This window comes from Streptomyces sp. R28, assembly GCF_041052385.1.
Taxonomy (GTDB): Bacteria; Actinomycetota; Actinomycetes; order Streptomycetales; family Streptomycetaceae; genus Streptomyces.
Map to the genome: position 1 here is coordinate 8,797,606 of NZ_CP163439.1, position 14,599 is coordinate 8,812,204.

Consider the following 14,599-nt stretch of genomic DNA (forward strand, 5'->3'; position numbering starts at 1 on the left):
ACACTCACGACGTGAGCTCGCACCCAAGCCCGCTCCGTACGTTCACGGTGGACGGCGACGGTGAATCCCTCAGCTGCGCAAGGGTCGATGCCGTGAGGACGGCCGCGGGCCCGTGCCCCCTGCCTACGGTCGTCCTGCTGCACGGCGCCGGTACCAGCGACAAGACACGCCTCACCGACCTGATGACGGACTTCGCCACCCGGGGACACCACGCCTTGGCCTGCGACTTCGCCGGGCACGGTGACAGCTCCGGCACCCTCGAAGCCCTCAGCCTGCAGCGCCGGTTCCGGCAAGCCCGTGCCGTGATCGACCACTGCGTTCCCGCCGAGGTCGGCCTCGTGCTGATCGGATTCAGCATGAGCGGACAGACCGTCGCCGACCTGGTCGCCCACTACGGCCCCCGGGTGGCCGCCATCGGGCTGTGCGCACCGGCGGTCTACGCCGCCCGCGCCTGGACCGTCCCGTTCCGCGCGGGCTTCACCGAGATCATCCGCGCTCCAGAGAGCTGGCGAACGTCGCCGGCTCTGGAGGTCTTCCGATCCCTGTCCGCCCGCGCGGTGCTGGCCACGCCGGCCAACGACGCGGTGATCCCTCCAGCCGTCACCGAAGCCGTCGCCGCCGCCCTGAGCGCATCCCGATCGAGCTTCGCCCGGCTCATCTACCCAGAAGCCGACCACCGGCTCGGGCTGTGGTTCGCCGACAACGCCGCCCCGCGCGGGCGCTTCGTCGATGCCGTACTTCGAAGTACAGGCAGCGCGGGCGGCGGGACGGGGGCTCAGCGCGCGACCGTGATCGGCTAGCGTCAGCGCATGCATACGGAGACACCTCAGCCGGCGCTGCCCGAACATGAACTGGTGGCCACCAGTACCACCGTCGTCTACACGAACCGCTGGATGACCGTCCGCGAGGACGAGACCCTGCGACACGACGGTGCCGAGGGCGTCTACGGCTTGGTGGAGAAGCCTGACTTCGCGCTTGTCATCCCGTACGCCGAGGGTGGGTTCCATCTTGTCGAGCAGTACCGGTATGCGGTCAAAGGTCGCTACTGGGAGTTCCCTCAAGGCTCCTGGGAGGACAAGCCGGACGCGGACCCACTCGCTCTCGCTCGCGGTGAACTCGCCGAGGAGACGGGGCTGACCGCTGGCGCCATGACAGCGCTGGGGCACCTGTTCGCGGCATACGGATACTGCAACCAGGGCTTCCACGTTCTTCTCGCAACGGATCTCACCGCCGGCGAACCCAATCTCGACGAGACCGAAGCGGGCCTGGTCAGCCGTTGGTTCTCCGAAGCGGAGGTGTGGCAGCTCATCGCCCAAGGCCACTTCAAGGACGCCCCCTCCATCGCAGCCCTGGCCCTCTTCCAACGCTATCGCGCAGGCACAGTGAATAGCTGACGTCAAGACCACACTGGGCGAACCGGGCAGGGCCCGACACCGCCTGGCCCGGGACGCCGGGGCGACCGAACCGATGCGATCGCCTCTTCCCGACTCATACGCACAACCGGGGCGCATCGGCGTACGCCGATGGGCCGGAATCCTCAGCAGCCTGGAAAGCGGCGCAGCCGCGGAGCCCTTGGCGGTCGCGGCCGATGCGTGGTCAGCAATCGGCAGCGGGTACATGACCGGGGTATGCACTCACCCCGGCGATCGCCTCATACAAACGCCTCGGCATGATCAAACACCTCTCCGGAGCGGCTCGCTTCTCTCTCCGGTGAGTTCGGGGTGCCCCGCCAGCCCCCACAGGTCGTACCAGGCACTGAACCGAACCAGCATGGCCAACCGGGTGTCTTATTGCGCCCGGTTGGTAGCGTCACAGGCACGAGTCGGCCGACGGTGCTGCCATTGCCGACGATTTCGCCGCGATCTGGCGGCGAATCGACCGGCTGTGCCGGGTCCAGCCGGCCAGCCGTACCGTGCGGACGCGTCACGGTGACGCCATGCTCCTGTCGGAGTTTCTGCTCACCCGAGTCGTTGAAGTCGCCGTCCACGGCCTCGACCTGGCTGATGCAGTCGGACGCGAACCCTGGCTCACCTCGTCGGCCGGTGACGCCGTGCTGGAGCTGCTGCTCGGCGCAGAGCACATGGCGGCCGCCGACAAATTGGGTTGGAGCCAGCCGCATTTCCTGCGCAAAGCCACCGGCCGCGAGCCGTTGGACGAATCAGAAACCGCGCAGATCGAAAAGCTCGGCATCCGATGGCTCGCCCTGGGCTGAGGCGCCGCCCGCGACCTGCTGACCGACGCCGCGCGAGGTCGCCTCTGTGACGATGGCGTGCCAGTCGGCCCAGCGCTCGGCGGGATCGAGGACCACGCCGGCCTTCCAGTCGATGAAGGCCGGGTCCGACTTCATGTAGGCGTCGCGCATCTCCAGGTGGACCGCAGTCCTCTGGCAGTCGCGGAACAGATCCTCAAACGTCGGGGGCCTTGTCATCCTGCCTCACCTCCAAGAAGAACTGCACCATGCGACAGGGGATCTCCACCATCGCCTCGTGGCCGGGGATGTCCATCTGCCCGAGGCGCTCTGCGTCCTCCACCTTCCACCCCTGCACGAGGTAGCTGTCCTTCTCCTCGTCGAGGTAGATGGAGGGCGAGCCGCCACTGGGACTCCCCGGGGCCCTGCCGAGCTTACGCAGGGCCATGATGTCCTGCCCGGAACCCGGAAACGATCTCTGTGCCAGAGCATGTTCCGTTTCGGAACGGCCTTGGTGTTCCGCTACGGAATGGCCTCGGTGTTCCGAAACGGAACGAGCCTCGATGGGATGACGGCGGACAAGTTGTCCGCCGACATCGCACCGAGTCCGGGGAGTTCCTTGCCGTCCAACGCAGTTGTCGCTGGTCACGACGTTGGTGAGCGGGGACGGCCTCACCAACGCCCTTGCCAATCAAGTTAGTCGCCGCAAGTCAGCGCGGGGCGGACAACTGGATTCGCTGTCCAGGGACACAAGTGTCCGTTGACAGCGAAGTTAGTCCGATGGAAGGCGCTGACCTGGCACGACTGGGTTGGGTGTCAAGAGGTGTTGGCGGGTTCGTCAACGTCGTCGGTCACGCTGAACCGCCTGGGCATCGGTGGGGGCTCCACCTCCAACAGACCTGTCCTGTCGCAGTGAAGCTGAGTTGTCCTTGCCTACCAGCAGCATGCTTCCGGCAACACAGCGGTCAGCGCCCCGCGAATCGCAACTGCACTGCGACAGGGCAATCAAGGGTCAACAGGCAGCGACGCGAAGGAGACCGAGGGAACCCACCGCTGGCCGCCGTAGCTGGCGAGTGCTTCCATGAGGTCCGTCCGCTGTCGTTCCGTCATCGGACCCAGGACGCAGATGGGGATTCTCCCGCTCGGACGAAGCCTGACCGTGCCGGGCTGGGGGTAAATCCACCCTGCCGGTCGCATCATTGTCGACCGCGCTGCTCCGGGCGCGAGGTCGATGTGAACTCCGGTGTACCGAAGCGGCGGTGAGCCCTGGATCTCCTCGATGACGACGCGCTGGATCCGATCCCAGGCGAACTCGTGCCTTCCTGCGACACTGTGCGTCACGATGCCTTGTGGGCTGACATGCAGCGCCCATCCGGCCTTCTTCTTCAGCATGCCCGCGTGCCGTACTACTCCGAACGCGTCCGTGATTGCCGCGACGATCACGAGGAGCGCGAGGATAGCGATAAGGATCCCAAACAGCAGGAGGAGAAACCACGGGGTGTCGGTCTCAGATCCCGCCCGGATGAGCCCCGTACGGTACGGGAAATAGATGAGTCCTGCCGATGCGAACGACATGCCCATTGCCCACAACCACACACTGAAGAGGTCCGGCCTGGCCGTGTAGGTGGACAGTTGCTCCTCCCCGGTCCATTCTGCCGCGAACGGCCCGGTGGGGTTGGGCAGAGGACGCGTGTGAGCTGACGCCTTCGCAGACGACTGTGGTGACCGGAGGACCCTTTGGGTGGACAGGGCCCGGGTGAGTACTTCCGGCTTGGCGACCACTGCCCTCATCGCCACAGCCATCCTGGTCAACAGCGCCGCGCGCGCCTCGGTCGAACTGCCCGCCGCTGCGGGTTTGCCCACCTCTATCCCTGGGTTCCGCCTCGAGATGATCACCGTGCCTTCCCCCGCGATCCTCAGTTGCGGGGTCACGGTGGGGCCGGAAGCGGTCATCCAGATGTGTACATGCTTGTACAACTCGGTGACGGTGAGATATCTCTCGGCCGGAGCATGTCGCAGGCCACGGACGAGTAGGCGGGTGAACGGGCTGGCCTCGCCCTCTCGGGCGTCGGGTGTGACTTGAGTGGACCGATTGCTGGTCAGGACGTATCGACCCTTGCCGGCGGCCAGGGGAGCTGATCGGCCGCCTTTGAAGGCACCGCTATAGCAGCAGTCGAGCACGATGATCGTGGTCGCTGCGGCCGAGCTGTTGATCATGTTGTTGATCTCGAGCGCGCTCAGCGCGGTCGACCGCAGGCTACCGGACTTGGTGTCCTTCGCGCACAGGTAGAGCGTGCCCTGGATGTCCAATTCGCCGTGGCCGCTGTAGTAAAGCAGCAGTACGTCTTCGCGGTCCGCGCTGGAGTAGAAATCGTCAATCCGTTCGCGCAACTCCTGGACGCCGCGGTCGGGCAGTTTCTCGACATCCTTGGGGTCGAACAGCCCAACCTCACGGTCCGTTAACACCTGCCGCAGGACCTCGACGTCGACCAATGGCCCTTTCAAATCGGTGAGCCCATGCGGATCCCGTGGGAAGGTCGCATTGCCGATCAGTAGCGCCCGATAGCGCGGCTCTGCCATGCTTAACTGCTCAACCGTTTCCCGATGGCCTCGGCCAGCGCCTGAAGCGACGCCTCGTCGACTCTGTCGCCCGTGACGGTGGCCGTCTGCTGGGTTCCTGTGTCATCTGTCCAAGTCACCGTCAGCGACCGTGACTTGTCCCTCTTCAGCCACGCCCGAAAGCACTGCACCGCGGCGGTAAGTGTCGCGGTAGAGCCTAGCGCCAAGATCACTTCGCTGGAGGCTCCCTTGGTGTCCGGCTCAGGGATCTCTCGCTGCGACACTGGGCCGGCGTCCTCGCGAAGGGCGTCCATCAGATCGGCGACCTGCTTCAGCCACCGCTCATCGTCAGTGTCGAAGCGGTCGGTCACCGGCGTGATCGTGATCTCAGAATCCGTAGCCATCTCTCCACCCCGTTCGTGGTCATGCGCTGTGCAGCATCTTGAACGATCAAATGCCGAGTTGGCCAGCTTTCGTAGTCATCCCGGCCAGACAGCAGGCGCCCTGGAATGGGGAGCCACAGGCTACGGCAGCGCCGCCACTTTCACGGGGCAGGGACAGGATGAAGCAGGTGAAACCCTCGCGACGTCAGCGGCCGAGGCAATACGGCAGGGGCAATTCGTCTCATTGGGTGTCAACGGGTGATTGACCTGTCGGTGTCCTGACCGCCCGCTCTCGGGCTCGTGCCGTCCGGGATCGTGCGTATCTGATGTAGTGGCGGATGCTGTCGTAGGTGACCAAGTAGTCGTGGTGGTCCATGAGCTCTGTCCAGATCTGCCTTCCGTTGAGCTTTCTGCTGACCATGCTTTCGATCAGGTCGGCGAGTTCGCCTGTGATGGGGTCGGTCAGCGGACCCGTCTCCGTGGTGGTCAGGCGTGGGATCTCCAGGGCGAAGCGGACGTCCCAGCAGCGGAGGTTGTAGCGCTTTGCCAGCGTGCGGATTTGTGCGCCCTTGAGGGCCTCTTGGGCGATGCGGTGGGCCAGGCCCCGGCGCCAGGAGAAGGGATCCTTCCTGGGGAGGCGCCGACGCGACCTGTTCGTGCCACCCAAGGCATTGGCGTCAGCGAGGGCACGTTCGAGTACTTCGGGCGGGTGACCTGCCGCCGTGGCGAGGTTTTCGAGGAGCGGCTTGCCGAACCACTGCGGTGGGCCGCAGAGATAGCAGTGCAGGAAGCTGGGCTTGAGATGGTTGGCGCGAGCCAGGCGCCGGATGTAGGAGTTGGCGGATTCTCCAAGGCAGGGGCGGAGTCGGACCGGCAGGGGCGCAAATCGGGGCGGTAGTTCGCTGTTCATCGGTATGTAGCGGTCTTTGTGGCCAGCGACGCCATGGTGTGGGCGGTGTGGTCGAGCGGGATGGTCTGGAGGCTCTTCTTGGTGATCTTCTCGGTGCCGGTGAGGATGGCGTCGACTGCGGCTCCGCGGATGGCGTGGGAGAGGGATCCGATCATGCCGCCGGTGTGATCGTGCAGGAAGCGGTCCAGGCCCGTGAGAGTGCCAGGGTGGTGGTCGTGCAGCCGCAGAGTGTCCTCCATGGTGGCGACCAGGCCCTTCCATTCGGTGTTGTAGGGGAAGGGGCGGGAGGGGATCAGGGTGAAGCGGCCGGCGATCTGGGCGCCGCGTGTCCCGGACAGCAGCCCGGATTCGTCGATGTCGATGCCGGCATAGACGAAGGTGGCGGGCAGGCGTTCGGAGAAGTACTTGAGGGTGTCGGCGACTTCGGCGCCATGGCGGCTGGTGAGTGAGATGTTGTGGAGTTCGTCGACCAGCACCAGTGCGGTGCGGGTATCGGTGCAGACACCGACGACAGCCTCGATGATGTCGGTCATGTTCGAGCGGGCCCGCACCGGCAGGCCCAGGAAGCGTGCGAACTCGGTCGCGATCATGCGGGCAGTCGCGGCGGGCGGGACGGTGACATAGACGACCGGAATCCGGTTTGTGGAATGGGGGTGCCGGGCCCGGTCCAGGAGTTCATGGGAGCGCCCCAACTGCGTGATGGCGATGGTCTTTCCGGTTCCCGCCGGGCCGGAAACGATCAGCCCGCGGCGGGCGCTGATCGCGTGCCGGTTCAGCAGCACCAGACGACGGCCGCAGATCGCCGTCCGTTCGACGAACGGGGTGGCGACGGTGAGCATCCGAGCGTGATGGTCAAGGCGGGACTCGTCATAGAGATCCCGCTTGGCTGGGTTCATCTGCTGCCAAGCACTGCGCGACGCCAAGACCGGGGGAGTGGGTGGGCCGTCGATGAACCTGCGCCATCCAGGCAACGTGTTCAGCTGCCGGTCGGCCTCGGCGTCGGTCACCTGCAGCACGGTGCGTCGGGCCGCCGGTTTGGAGATGGTCACGTGCGCCTCCAAGGATCGGCCAGCGGGTCAAACAGGCCCAACGGGATGACCTCTGCCAGCGCGGAGTCCGCCGTGTCCTCGTCCATGGGCTCGCTCTCGGCCGGTGGATCAGGAATCTCCCGGCTCGGGGCGGTCGCTCGGGTGCGGGCTGCGACCCGGCGATCCTTCCTTGATCGTTTGACCGGAGGGCTCTTCTCGCCCGCAGGGCCGTCGTGGGCGCGCTTGAGCAGGGCGGCTGCCGCTTCCGCGATCTGGATTTCGCTGTCGTTCGGAACCTGCCGGCGAGCGTGGTCCCAGGCCATCTCGCCGAACGGGACGCCGACGCGGTGCAGGTGTCGCCAGAAGACGGTGATCCACCGGTCTCTCTCGCCGCGGCGGTCGCGTACCCAGATCCGCGAGATGTCGTAGGGGTCGTAGTGGACTTCCCACAAGCCCTTCTTCTCCGTGACCCCGGAGTGCTGACGGCGCAGCGGGTTCAACTCTGGGCTGTCGTAGGTTCGGTGTTTGATCCGGATGCCGTAGGCGTTGATCGTGTGCCACCGCTCCGGCAACAACTCGACGTAGTCCTCACCGCTCAACGGGGCCGGAACGTAGCCGCACGACTCCAGCAGCATCGCGTACTTCTCGTTCGGCGAGAACGCCCGCTTCGGCGTGCTGGGATCGCGCAGCGCGTCGTGTGGCCGGTTCTGCCAGACCGTGACGATCCATTCATCCAGCAGGTCCTGCAGCTCGGGCAAGGACCACAATGGTCCGTCTTCCACATGCCGGCCACGGCGGTCGACCGAGCGGCCGGTGTACCCCGCGACGAACTGCGCGAACAGCGTCGCCACCGATCCCAGCGTCTTCTCGATCACGCCCTTCTCGAAGGGCGACGCCTTGTGCGTCGGCTGCAGAGAGACGCCCAAGAAGCGGCAGGAGGCACGGAAGTTGTGTGAGATGAACACCTTGCCGTGGTCGCAGACGATCGTCTCTGGAACGATCACCGGCCGTGCCGCCGCCTGCTCCAGCCGCTCGTCCAGGGCCAGCAGCCGCCGGTGCGGCAGGACCGACCGGGACATCCGCAGCGCCTGTGGCCAGCCCGGCCGCATCGTCTCCGGTGTGATGCTGCGGGCCAGGAGGGCGGAGGCGTCGGCCGCCTTCGTCGTCGGACGCAGCACTGCCGCCGTGATCGACCTGGACGCGATGTCGACCAGCGCGGTCAGCTCGACCTTCTCCGCGATGCCGTCATCCAGCCGTACTAAAACGTCCAACGGAGTGGAGTCGATCTGCATCAGCTCGCCCGGCGCGATAGCCGGGACCTCCCCGAACGGGCCGGCCGGACGCGCCTGCAACGAACGGCGTGTCCTCGCCGAACCGGTCGCGTGCGTGCCGACCGCCAACTTGTCGAACAGCCGATAAAGCGTGCGCTCCGTAGGCAATTCGATGCCGTCGGCGTCCTCGCGGGACTCCAGGATCTCCTTCGTCCGCCAGATGATGAACCGGACCGTCCTCGAGGAGGCATCGGTGGTCTCGGCGATCGCCTGCCTCATTGCCTCGACCACCAACGGGGAAATCTGGCCGAAGTCCGGCAGCTTCTTGGCCGACCGGCCGTCCGCCAGCCCGACCAGCCCGTCGCGCTGGTAACGCTGGCGCCGCTGCTTGATTCCACTGGCCGTCATCCGATGGCCCGCTGCTGTCAGCTCGGCGGCCTTGGCCCGCTCCCGCTCGGCCAGGCAATGTTGCCGAGGGTCGAACTCCGGTCGCGGCACTGCCCCGTGGGGAGCATCCGGCGGCAATCCGTGCAGCACCTCCAGGATGTGTCCTTCCCACCAATGGGCCTGTTCAGCAGCCTTCTTAGGGAACTCCGCGATCCGCGCCGTCGGCGGGACCCGACGCTCCTCGCTCGTCATCCGGCACGCCCGCCAGCCCGGCGCACGACCGTGCGCGGCCCGAGCAGTTCGATGTCCATCTGCTCGGCCGACAACTCGTGCTTCCACAAGAGGTGGAACAACGCAGGCAGCGTCGCGAGCCGGTCGCCAGCCGCATCAGCCCCGGCCATCAGCGGCCCCGGCTGCGAGAAGAGCTCCAACAGCCGAGCTGTGACCGGCTCCCGTCGGCAGCGGGGGTGCCGGTAGCGCGACAGCCACCGGACATTCGCCAGTAGCACTGCCTCCGGCGTCCCCACCCGCTCGAACCTCCACCCAACTTCCGCGCAGGCCCTGCGCGTCAATTCGAACGCTTCGGCATCCCGCGGAGCGATCCAGTCGTCGGCCCGGACATCGACGACCACCGCCGAGCCATCCACCCGACGCACGAAGAAGTCCGGGGCATGCCGACGCTCACGTTCCCCGTCGTGCCAGTGCAGCCAGAACGGCTGGGACGCCATCCCCACCACAGCAGGATCGAAGTCCATGAGAACCAGCCGGTCCCGCTCCAACCACGACTCGAAACCGACGTGCTGCCCCGTCGTCGCCGCCCAGTACCACCCGGGGAAATGACGCCCACCCCACGACCACCGAAACGGCCTGACCGGCACCGCGTCTTCGAACCTGGCCGTCGCGCAGTCCAACAACGGACGACGCCGCTTACTCCCGCGCTTGTCGTCCACACGACACGACACCTCGACGTACGGAACAGTGCTCTCCACCCCTGTCGATACCGACATTCGACACCCCCAGCGTGATCACCCCTCCGACTAGATTCACTGTCAGAAAAGCCGAAACGACTGGGTTCGCTGTCAAACGCCTCGATTGGATGACAAAGGACAACAAGTTCTGTCCTTTGACAGCGAAGTTAGTCGGGCCGAAGTCGCTGACCTGCGCGGACTAACTTCGCTGTCAACGCAGTCGCGTGACGCTTCTTTCGGCCCGGACCCCCTGGCCGCCTGCGCCGACTGGGTTGGATGGCAAGGAGCGTCATGTGGAAGGCCAACCTCTTGCAGTGAACCTGCGTCGGCCGCCCGCGGGCCGGTGTGGGCCTTCCCCTTTTGCCGGGGCGACGTACCTCCCGGCAGCGGTAGTTCCGCGCGATAGCGGGCTCACGCGGCGCTACGAGGTTCACGGCGCCGGTACGGCACCGATCTGCTGCATCACCCCGAGGAGATCGGGCTGGCCCCGTTCGCCGACGATCCGGCCGTCGGTCAGGTAGTAGAAGTTCATGGCCTGCACCGAGATCTTGTTGCCGCTCGCCGGGATCCCGAAGAATTCACCGTCGTGGGTTCCCCGCATGGTGAACCGCGCGGCCACGGTGTCGCCTTCGGCGACCGTCTCCTCCAGCGTCCACTGGACGTCGGGGAAGGCGCCGCGCATCATCCCGATGACTTCCATGTACCCATCGGGCCCTCGCAGTGGTTCCGGGTGGCTGGGCGCGTGGAACACCGCGTCCGGAGAAATGACCTCGCGGGCGAGATCCTCGTTGCCCGTGTTGATGAACTCGACGAAACGGTTCATCACTGACTCGGTGGACTGCGATGGCATCTTGCTGTGCCTCTCCAGAGACGTTTGGGCGGGTACCAGCGAGCGTAACATCGAATCGATGTTCACATCGATTCGATGTTCGCGTGCGAAGATGGACTCATGCTGGAACTCGCGATACTCGGCTTCCTCGCCGAGGGACCCCTGCCTGGACACGAGCTGCGCCGCCGCGTCTCACAGCTGACCGGCTATACGCGGCCGGTCAGTGACGGCAGCCTGTATCCGGCGATCAATCGCCTGACCAGGGCGGGCTTGATCGAGCGGCGCGCCGACCCAGCTGCGGGGGCGGCCCGGTACGTGCTCAGCCTGACCGAGGCCGGACGGGCCGAAATGCTTCAACGCCTGCGCAAGCCCGCCGACCACGAGATCACCGACTTCACGCGGTTCTACGTCGTCCTGGCATTCCTCTCCCACCTGCCCGACGTGGCCGAACAGCACGCGGTGCTGCGCAGACGGCTGGAGTTCCTGGAAGAACCGGCGAGTTTCTTCTACGACAACGAGCGGCCCCTGCGTGCCGAGGAGATCGCCGACCCCTACCGGAGGGGCATGCTGCTCACCGCCCGCGCCACCAGCCGCGCCGAACGGACCTGGCTGCGCGAGACCCTCGGGGAGGAACCGCCCGTATTCGACACCGGATACACCGACAGCGATCCGCATGCGCCCGCTGCTCCCGCGAGCTGACTGTCCACGGAGGTACCCCCATGCTTGCTTCCTGGTACGACGCCCAGGGCCCCGCCGCCGATGTCCTGCACGTCGGTGAACTCCCTGATCCCGTCCCCGGCCCTGGCGAGGTCCGCGTCCGCGTCACCGTCTCGGGCGTCAACCCCGGCGACACCAAGAAACGGCGCGGCTGGCTCGGCTCGTCCATGCCCTTCCCGCGGGTGATCCCGCACAGCGACGCCGCCGGAGTCATCGACGCCGTGGGCGCCGGAGTCGACGTCCACCGCGTCGGACAACGGGTCTGGGTACACGGCGCCCAGTCCTACCGCTCCTTCGGCACCGCCGCCCAGTACACCGTCGTACCCGACCACCAAGCCCCACCCCTGCCCGACCACCTCAGTGACGAGCTGGGGGCGAGCCTCGGCATCCCCGGCATCACCGCCCACCGCACCGTCTTCGCCGACGGCCCGGTCGACGGCCAACTGGTCCTGGTCCACGGAGTCCTTGGCGGCGTCGGCTCCCTGGCCGCCCAGCTTGCCCAGTGGGCCGGCGCCACCGTGATCGCCACCGTCCGCCGAACCGCGGACCTCGACCACATCGACCCGGCCGTCGTCTCCCACGCCGTCGCCCTGGATACCAGCGACCCCGCCGCGGCCATCCGCTCGTACGCACCGCAGGGCATCGACCGGATCATCGAGGTCGCGCTGTCCGACAACGCCGACCTCGACAACGCCGTCGCCGCCAACAATGCCGTCATCGCCGCCTATGCCACCCGCTCAGACCGCACCGAAATCCCTTTCTGGCCGCTGCTGTTCAACAACGTCACCCTGCGGCTGCTCGGCAGCGACGACTTCCCCGCCGAGGCCAAGCGCCAGGCCGTCCGCGACCTCACCGCCGCCGCCGCCGTCGGCGCCCTCACCGTCGACGTCCGCGACCGCTACCCGCTGGACCAAATCACCAAGGCCCACGACCACGTCGACACCGGCGGTGTCCACGGCCGCATCCTGGTCACCCTCCCCCAATAGCGCAGACTCGGAACACCGGCCCGTCACCAGCAACCCCCGTCTCATTGACGGCTACTGGATCGCTCACCTCACACGACTAAGTTCACTGTCAAAGAAGCCGAAACGACTGGGTTCGCTGTCAAACGACTCGATTGGGTGACAAGGGACAAGTTCGCCGGGGGCAGACAGGAAAGGGCGTGCAAGGACTGGTGCGTGGGGGCAAAGCATGTCAACGTACAACGCTCTGCCGGAAAACCCACTCCCGAGCCCACGGAGGCGCCCCTGCATCCGCACCATTCCAGCGACCACCTCCACCCCGATTCTTCGGACCCGATGTACTGGGTCACCCCGCGGCACCTGGCCGGTGACGATGGCGTACTCGCCGAGCGGATCGGCGACACCTTGGCTGGCCTCGGCTGGCGCATGTGGCCCACTGCGCGCCACACCCTGCTCCATGTGAGCCCGGATGGACTGCGGGGAGCCGAATGGATCCTCGCCAGCCACCCGTTCCAGCTGGGTGATCTGCCTGTTGCCTGGCAGCTGAGCGCGCGCTCGCACGCGGCCTCCGCGATGGCGGAGTGGAACGCGTACTTCACCGTAGGCGTTCCGCACGAGGCGCTCTCCGACCTCCTCATCGCGCTCGATGCCCGCGAGGCGCCAGACACGGGCTTTGAGAGGCCCGAGACGGTCCTCGACGCGGCCCTTGGCCAGGGCTGGATCCGTGACGTGGACCGCCCTCACACGGCCGCGATGGACCCCGGGCTCTCTGCCTGCCTCTCTTTGGGGATGCTGCCGCCGCTCATCGAGGACGCCGATCCACGCCCTGACCTGATGGGCTGGCAGGTGTGGGCTGAGCCGGTTGTCGGCGCCCCGTATCTGTGGTGTGCGAGCTTCAGCGCCAGCGTCCCGCATGACCTGGTCGCTGCTTTCGCCGCCTCGCTCGCCTCGCCGGTCCCGGTGCCCAGGCACACCTTGCCCGAGAGCGCACAGGGCCGACTCACTGTGGTCCGGCGGGGCTGAGGACCTCGCAGTCCGAAGGGGCCTGTGGCGGTGCTCGTCGCCGATTTCCCTGAGCTGCATGTCACGGGTGTGAGGCAGGTCCCGTGTCTGTTGTACGACAGAGAAGAGTCCTTGTTCTTTCGACGCGCTCGCGCGGACCGCGCGTTCCGTGAGGCCCAGCGTGCGGGCTACGAGCTGCTGCAGATGCATGCTGAGTGGCCCCTGCCGGAGCCCGCCCCCGGTGTCGGGACACCGGCAGCGCCACAGACGCCGACTACCGACTTTCTGCCGCTGGACCTGCGGGTTCCCTCGCGTCAGGACGTGGCCGGGCTGATGATGCGCTGGCTGCAGCCGCTAGTCGTAGACGGCGAGGTTCGGACGTGCCGCGAGTGCGGCGCGTACCGGGACTGGATCGTCTTGTGCATGCGCGACGACTCGGTGTGGTTGCGCTGCCGGGCCGGCCACACGACGCAGGAGGCCGGCTTGGACGTGGCCTGGTACAACCGCCACTCCGGTCCGGCCGACCGGTTCCACCCCACTCTCGAAGAGGGGCTGCGCCACCTCGGCCACTGAACCCCCGACCCTCTTCACCCCGTCTCACTGCTGGCATTCGGAGGGCCGGCCTGGTCAACCCGTTCATATCGCAGGCCACTAGGGGTTCACTTGCGTCTTCACAACATGACCGTCCTCAGCCTGAGCGCCGTCGCCGTCGCCGTCGCCGTCCTGGCCCTGGCGGGCTGCTCGACCGGCAGCACGGCCTCCTCCACCCAGGCGGCCTCCGCGACCACGCCGTCCGAGAGCGCCTCGGCGCCGGCGCCGTTGTCCTCGGCTGCACTGGCCAAGCGGCTTCTGGACGAGGGCGACCTTGACGAGGGCTTCACCCGCCTGCCGCAGCGACCGGCAGCGCACGACGATGTGACCGTGATCGGCTGCCCGGAGCTGGAGAAGCTTGGCGACGAGGCGGCAACCGGTGCCGGCCTCGGCTTCTCCCGCAAGGCCAAGGTGACCTTCACCTACTCCGCCGGCGGCGACTCCGAGGTGTCCGAGGAGTTGTACAGCGACACTGCTGCGAAGCTGTCCAAGGGCATCGGGGAGATCTTCGATGCGATGGTCTCTTGTCCCGCGTACCAGGTGGTGTCGGGCAGCACGGTCATCGACATGGGCACTCACGAGGCGACGGTTCCTGATCTGGGGGACGAGCAGTGGAGTCAGCTGCTCACCTACTCGGTTGGCGGGCAGCGCAGCGTCGTCAAGCAGACGGCGGTCCGCACCGGCAACGTCGTGGTGGTCGTCTCCGGTTCGCCGGGACTCGTGGATGCCAACTTGAAGAAGGCGCTGGCCAAGGTTCAGGCCGTCGACTGACCACCCTCTACTACCGCGGTGCCCCTCTGCCTG

16 protein-coding genes and 1 pseudogene are annotated in these 14,599 nt (G+C 66.8%); 8 read left to right on the plus strand and 9 right to left on the minus strand.

The features are described 5' to 3' along the window. The first annotated feature begins 11 nt into the window (after window positions 1–11). The 3 genes and pseudogenes from AB5J49_RS38585 to AB5J49_RS38595 all read left to right on the plus strand — a co-directional run. Entirely contained in the window at window positions 12–800 is a 789-nt protein-coding gene (locus AB5J49_RS38585; RefSeq protein ID WP_369173504.1) for an alpha/beta hydrolase, read from the plus strand. A gap of 9 nt (window positions 801–809) precedes the next feature. Further along, on the plus strand, window positions 810–1,394 hold the full coding sequence (locus tag AB5J49_RS38590) for an NUDIX domain-containing protein (protein ID WP_369173505.1): 585 nt from the start codon (window positions 810–812) through the stop codon (window positions 1,392–1,394). Window positions 1,395–1,828: 434 nt separating this feature from the next. Further along, a pseudogene (locus AB5J49_RS38595) lies at window positions 1,829–2,212 on the plus strand (hypothetical protein); the annotation flags it as partial. Here the strand turns inward: AB5J49_RS38595 and AB5J49_RS38600 are convergent. The 9 genes from AB5J49_RS38600 to AB5J49_RS38640 all read right to left on the minus strand — a co-directional run bounded on the left by AB5J49_RS38600 (window position 2,159) and on the right by AB5J49_RS38640 (window position 10,517). Next, window positions 2,159–2,428 carry a DUF6879 family protein gene (locus tag AB5J49_RS38600; protein ID WP_369173507.1) on the minus strand — a complete coding sequence of 90 codons (270 nt, stop codon included), beginning with the start codon at window positions 2,426–2,428 and terminating at the stop codon, window positions 2,159–2,161. The pseudogene AB5J49_RS38595 and the gene AB5J49_RS38600 overlap by 54 nt on opposite strands. Further along, window positions 2,406–2,636 carry a hypothetical protein gene (locus AB5J49_RS38605; RefSeq protein WP_369173508.1) on the minus strand — a complete coding sequence of 77 codons (231 nt, stop codon included), beginning with the start codon at window positions 2,634–2,636 and terminating at the stop codon, window positions 2,406–2,408. The genes AB5J49_RS38600 and AB5J49_RS38605 overlap by 23 nt, the downstream gene beginning before the upstream one ends. A gap of 557 nt (window positions 2,637–3,193) precedes the next feature. Beyond that, window positions 3,194–4,768 (minus strand): caspase domain-containing protein, encoded by a 1,575-nt coding sequence (locus AB5J49_RS38610; protein WP_369173509.1) that lies wholly within the window; start codon window positions 4,766–4,768, stop codon window positions 3,194–3,196. A gap of 2 nt (window positions 4,769–4,770) precedes the next feature. After that, a complete protein-coding gene (locus AB5J49_RS38615; protein WP_369173510.1) occupies window positions 4,771–5,118 on the minus strand; it encodes a hypothetical protein in 348 nt (115 codons plus the stop codon). Between the two features lie 253 nt (window positions 5,119–5,371). Then, entirely contained in the window at window positions 5,372–6,040 is a 669-nt protein-coding gene (locus tag AB5J49_RS38620) for a hypothetical protein (RefSeq protein ID WP_369173511.1), read from the minus strand. Beyond that, window positions 6,037–7,089: a TniB family NTP-binding protein gene (locus tag AB5J49_RS38625; RefSeq protein WP_369173512.1), complete on the minus strand. Its 1,053-nt coding sequence runs from the start codon at window positions 7,087–7,089 to the stop codon at window positions 6,037–6,039. The genes AB5J49_RS38620 and AB5J49_RS38625 overlap by 4 nt, the downstream gene beginning before the upstream one ends. Further along, window positions 7,086–8,978, minus strand: a complete 1,893-nt coding sequence (locus tag AB5J49_RS38630; RefSeq protein WP_369173513.1) for a Mu transposase C-terminal domain-containing protein — start codon at window positions 8,976–8,978, stop codon at window positions 7,086–7,088. Before AB5J49_RS38630 ends, AB5J49_RS38625 begins: the two co-directional genes overlap by 4 nt. Next, window positions 8,975–9,733: a TnsA-like heteromeric transposase endonuclease subunit gene (locus AB5J49_RS38635; protein WP_369173515.1), complete on the minus strand. Its 759-nt coding sequence runs from the start codon at window positions 9,731–9,733 to the stop codon at window positions 8,975–8,977. Before AB5J49_RS38635 ends, AB5J49_RS38630 begins: the two co-directional genes overlap by 4 nt. A gap of 391 nt (window positions 9,734–10,124) precedes the next feature. Next, window positions 10,125–10,517 carry an ester cyclase gene (locus AB5J49_RS38640; RefSeq protein ID WP_369166429.1) on the minus strand — a complete coding sequence of 131 codons (393 nt, stop codon included), beginning with the start codon at window positions 10,515–10,517 and terminating at the stop codon, window positions 10,125–10,127. 126 nt (window positions 10,518–10,643) lie between these two features. Between AB5J49_RS38640 and AB5J49_RS38645 the strand changes: the two genes are divergently transcribed. The 5 genes from AB5J49_RS38645 to AB5J49_RS38665 all read left to right on the plus strand — a co-directional run bounded on the left by AB5J49_RS38645 (window position 10,644) and on the right by AB5J49_RS38665 (window position 14,566). Further along, window positions 10,644–11,222: a PadR family transcriptional regulator gene (locus tag AB5J49_RS38645; protein ID WP_369166428.1), complete on the plus strand. Its 579-nt coding sequence runs from the start codon at window positions 10,644–10,646 to the stop codon at window positions 11,220–11,222. Between the two features lie 20 nt (window positions 11,223–11,242). Next, window positions 11,243–12,226: an NADPH:quinone reductase gene (locus AB5J49_RS38650; protein WP_369166427.1), complete on the plus strand. Its 984-nt coding sequence runs from the start codon at window positions 11,243–11,245 to the stop codon at window positions 12,224–12,226. 312 nt (window positions 12,227–12,538) lie between these two features. Then, on the plus strand, window positions 12,539–13,225 hold the full coding sequence (locus tag AB5J49_RS38655; RefSeq protein WP_369173517.1) for a DUF317 domain-containing protein: 687 nt from the start codon (window positions 12,539–12,541) through the stop codon (window positions 13,223–13,225). Window positions 13,226–13,336: 111 nt separating this feature from the next. Beyond that, window positions 13,337–13,777 (plus strand): hypothetical protein, encoded by a 441-nt coding sequence (locus AB5J49_RS38660; protein WP_369173518.1) that lies wholly within the window; start codon window positions 13,337–13,339, stop codon window positions 13,775–13,777. A gap of 105 nt (window positions 13,778–13,882) precedes the next feature. Then, window positions 13,883–14,566 carry a hypothetical protein gene (locus AB5J49_RS38665; protein ID WP_369173519.1) on the plus strand — a complete coding sequence of 228 codons (684 nt, stop codon included), beginning with the start codon at window positions 13,883–13,885 and terminating at the stop codon, window positions 14,564–14,566. Window positions 14,567–14,599 lie beyond the last annotated feature (33 nt).

Coding starts and splice junctions, on each gene's coding strand:
- AB5J49_RS38590 (WP_369173505.1), top strand. CDS start 810: ATGCATACGGAGACACCTCAGCCGGCGCTGCCCGAACATGAACTGGTG.
- AB5J49_RS38600 (WP_369173507.1), bottom strand. CDS start 2,428: ATGACAAGGCCCCCGACGTTTGAGGATCTGTTCCGCGACTGCCAGAGG.
- AB5J49_RS38605 (WP_369173508.1), bottom strand. CDS start 2,636: ATGGCCCTGCGTAAGCTCGGCAGGGCCCCGGGGAGTCCCAGTGGCGGC.
- AB5J49_RS38610 (WP_369173509.1), bottom strand. CDS start 4,768: ATGGCAGAGCCGCGCTATCGGGCGCTACTGATCGGCAATGCGACCTTC.
- AB5J49_RS38620 (WP_369173511.1), bottom strand. CDS start 6,040: ATGAACAGCGAACTACCGCCCCGATTTGCGCCCCTGCCGGTCCGACTC.
- AB5J49_RS38630 (WP_369173513.1), bottom strand. CDS start 8,978: ATGACGAGCGAGGAGCGTCGGGTCCCGCCGACGGCGCGGATCGCGGAG.
- AB5J49_RS38635 (WP_369173515.1), bottom strand. CDS start 9,733: ATGTCGGTATCGACAGGGGTGGAGAGCACTGTTCCGTACGTCGAGGTG.
- AB5J49_RS38640 (WP_369166429.1), bottom strand. CDS start 10,517: ATGAACCGTTTCGTCGAGTTCATCAACACGGGCAACGAGGATCTCGCC.
- AB5J49_RS38645 (WP_369166428.1), top strand. CDS start 10,644: ATGCTGGAACTCGCGATACTCGGCTTCCTCGCCGAGGGACCCCTGCCT.
- AB5J49_RS38650 (WP_369166427.1), top strand. CDS start 11,243: ATGCTTGCTTCCTGGTACGACGCCCAGGGCCCCGCCGCCGATGTCCTG.
- AB5J49_RS38655 (WP_369173517.1), top strand. CDS start 12,539: ATGTACTGGGTCACCCCGCGGCACCTGGCCGGTGACGATGGCGTACTC.
- AB5J49_RS38665 (WP_369173519.1), top strand. CDS start 13,883: ATGACCGTCCTCAGCCTGAGCGCCGTCGCCGTCGCCGTCGCCGTCCTG.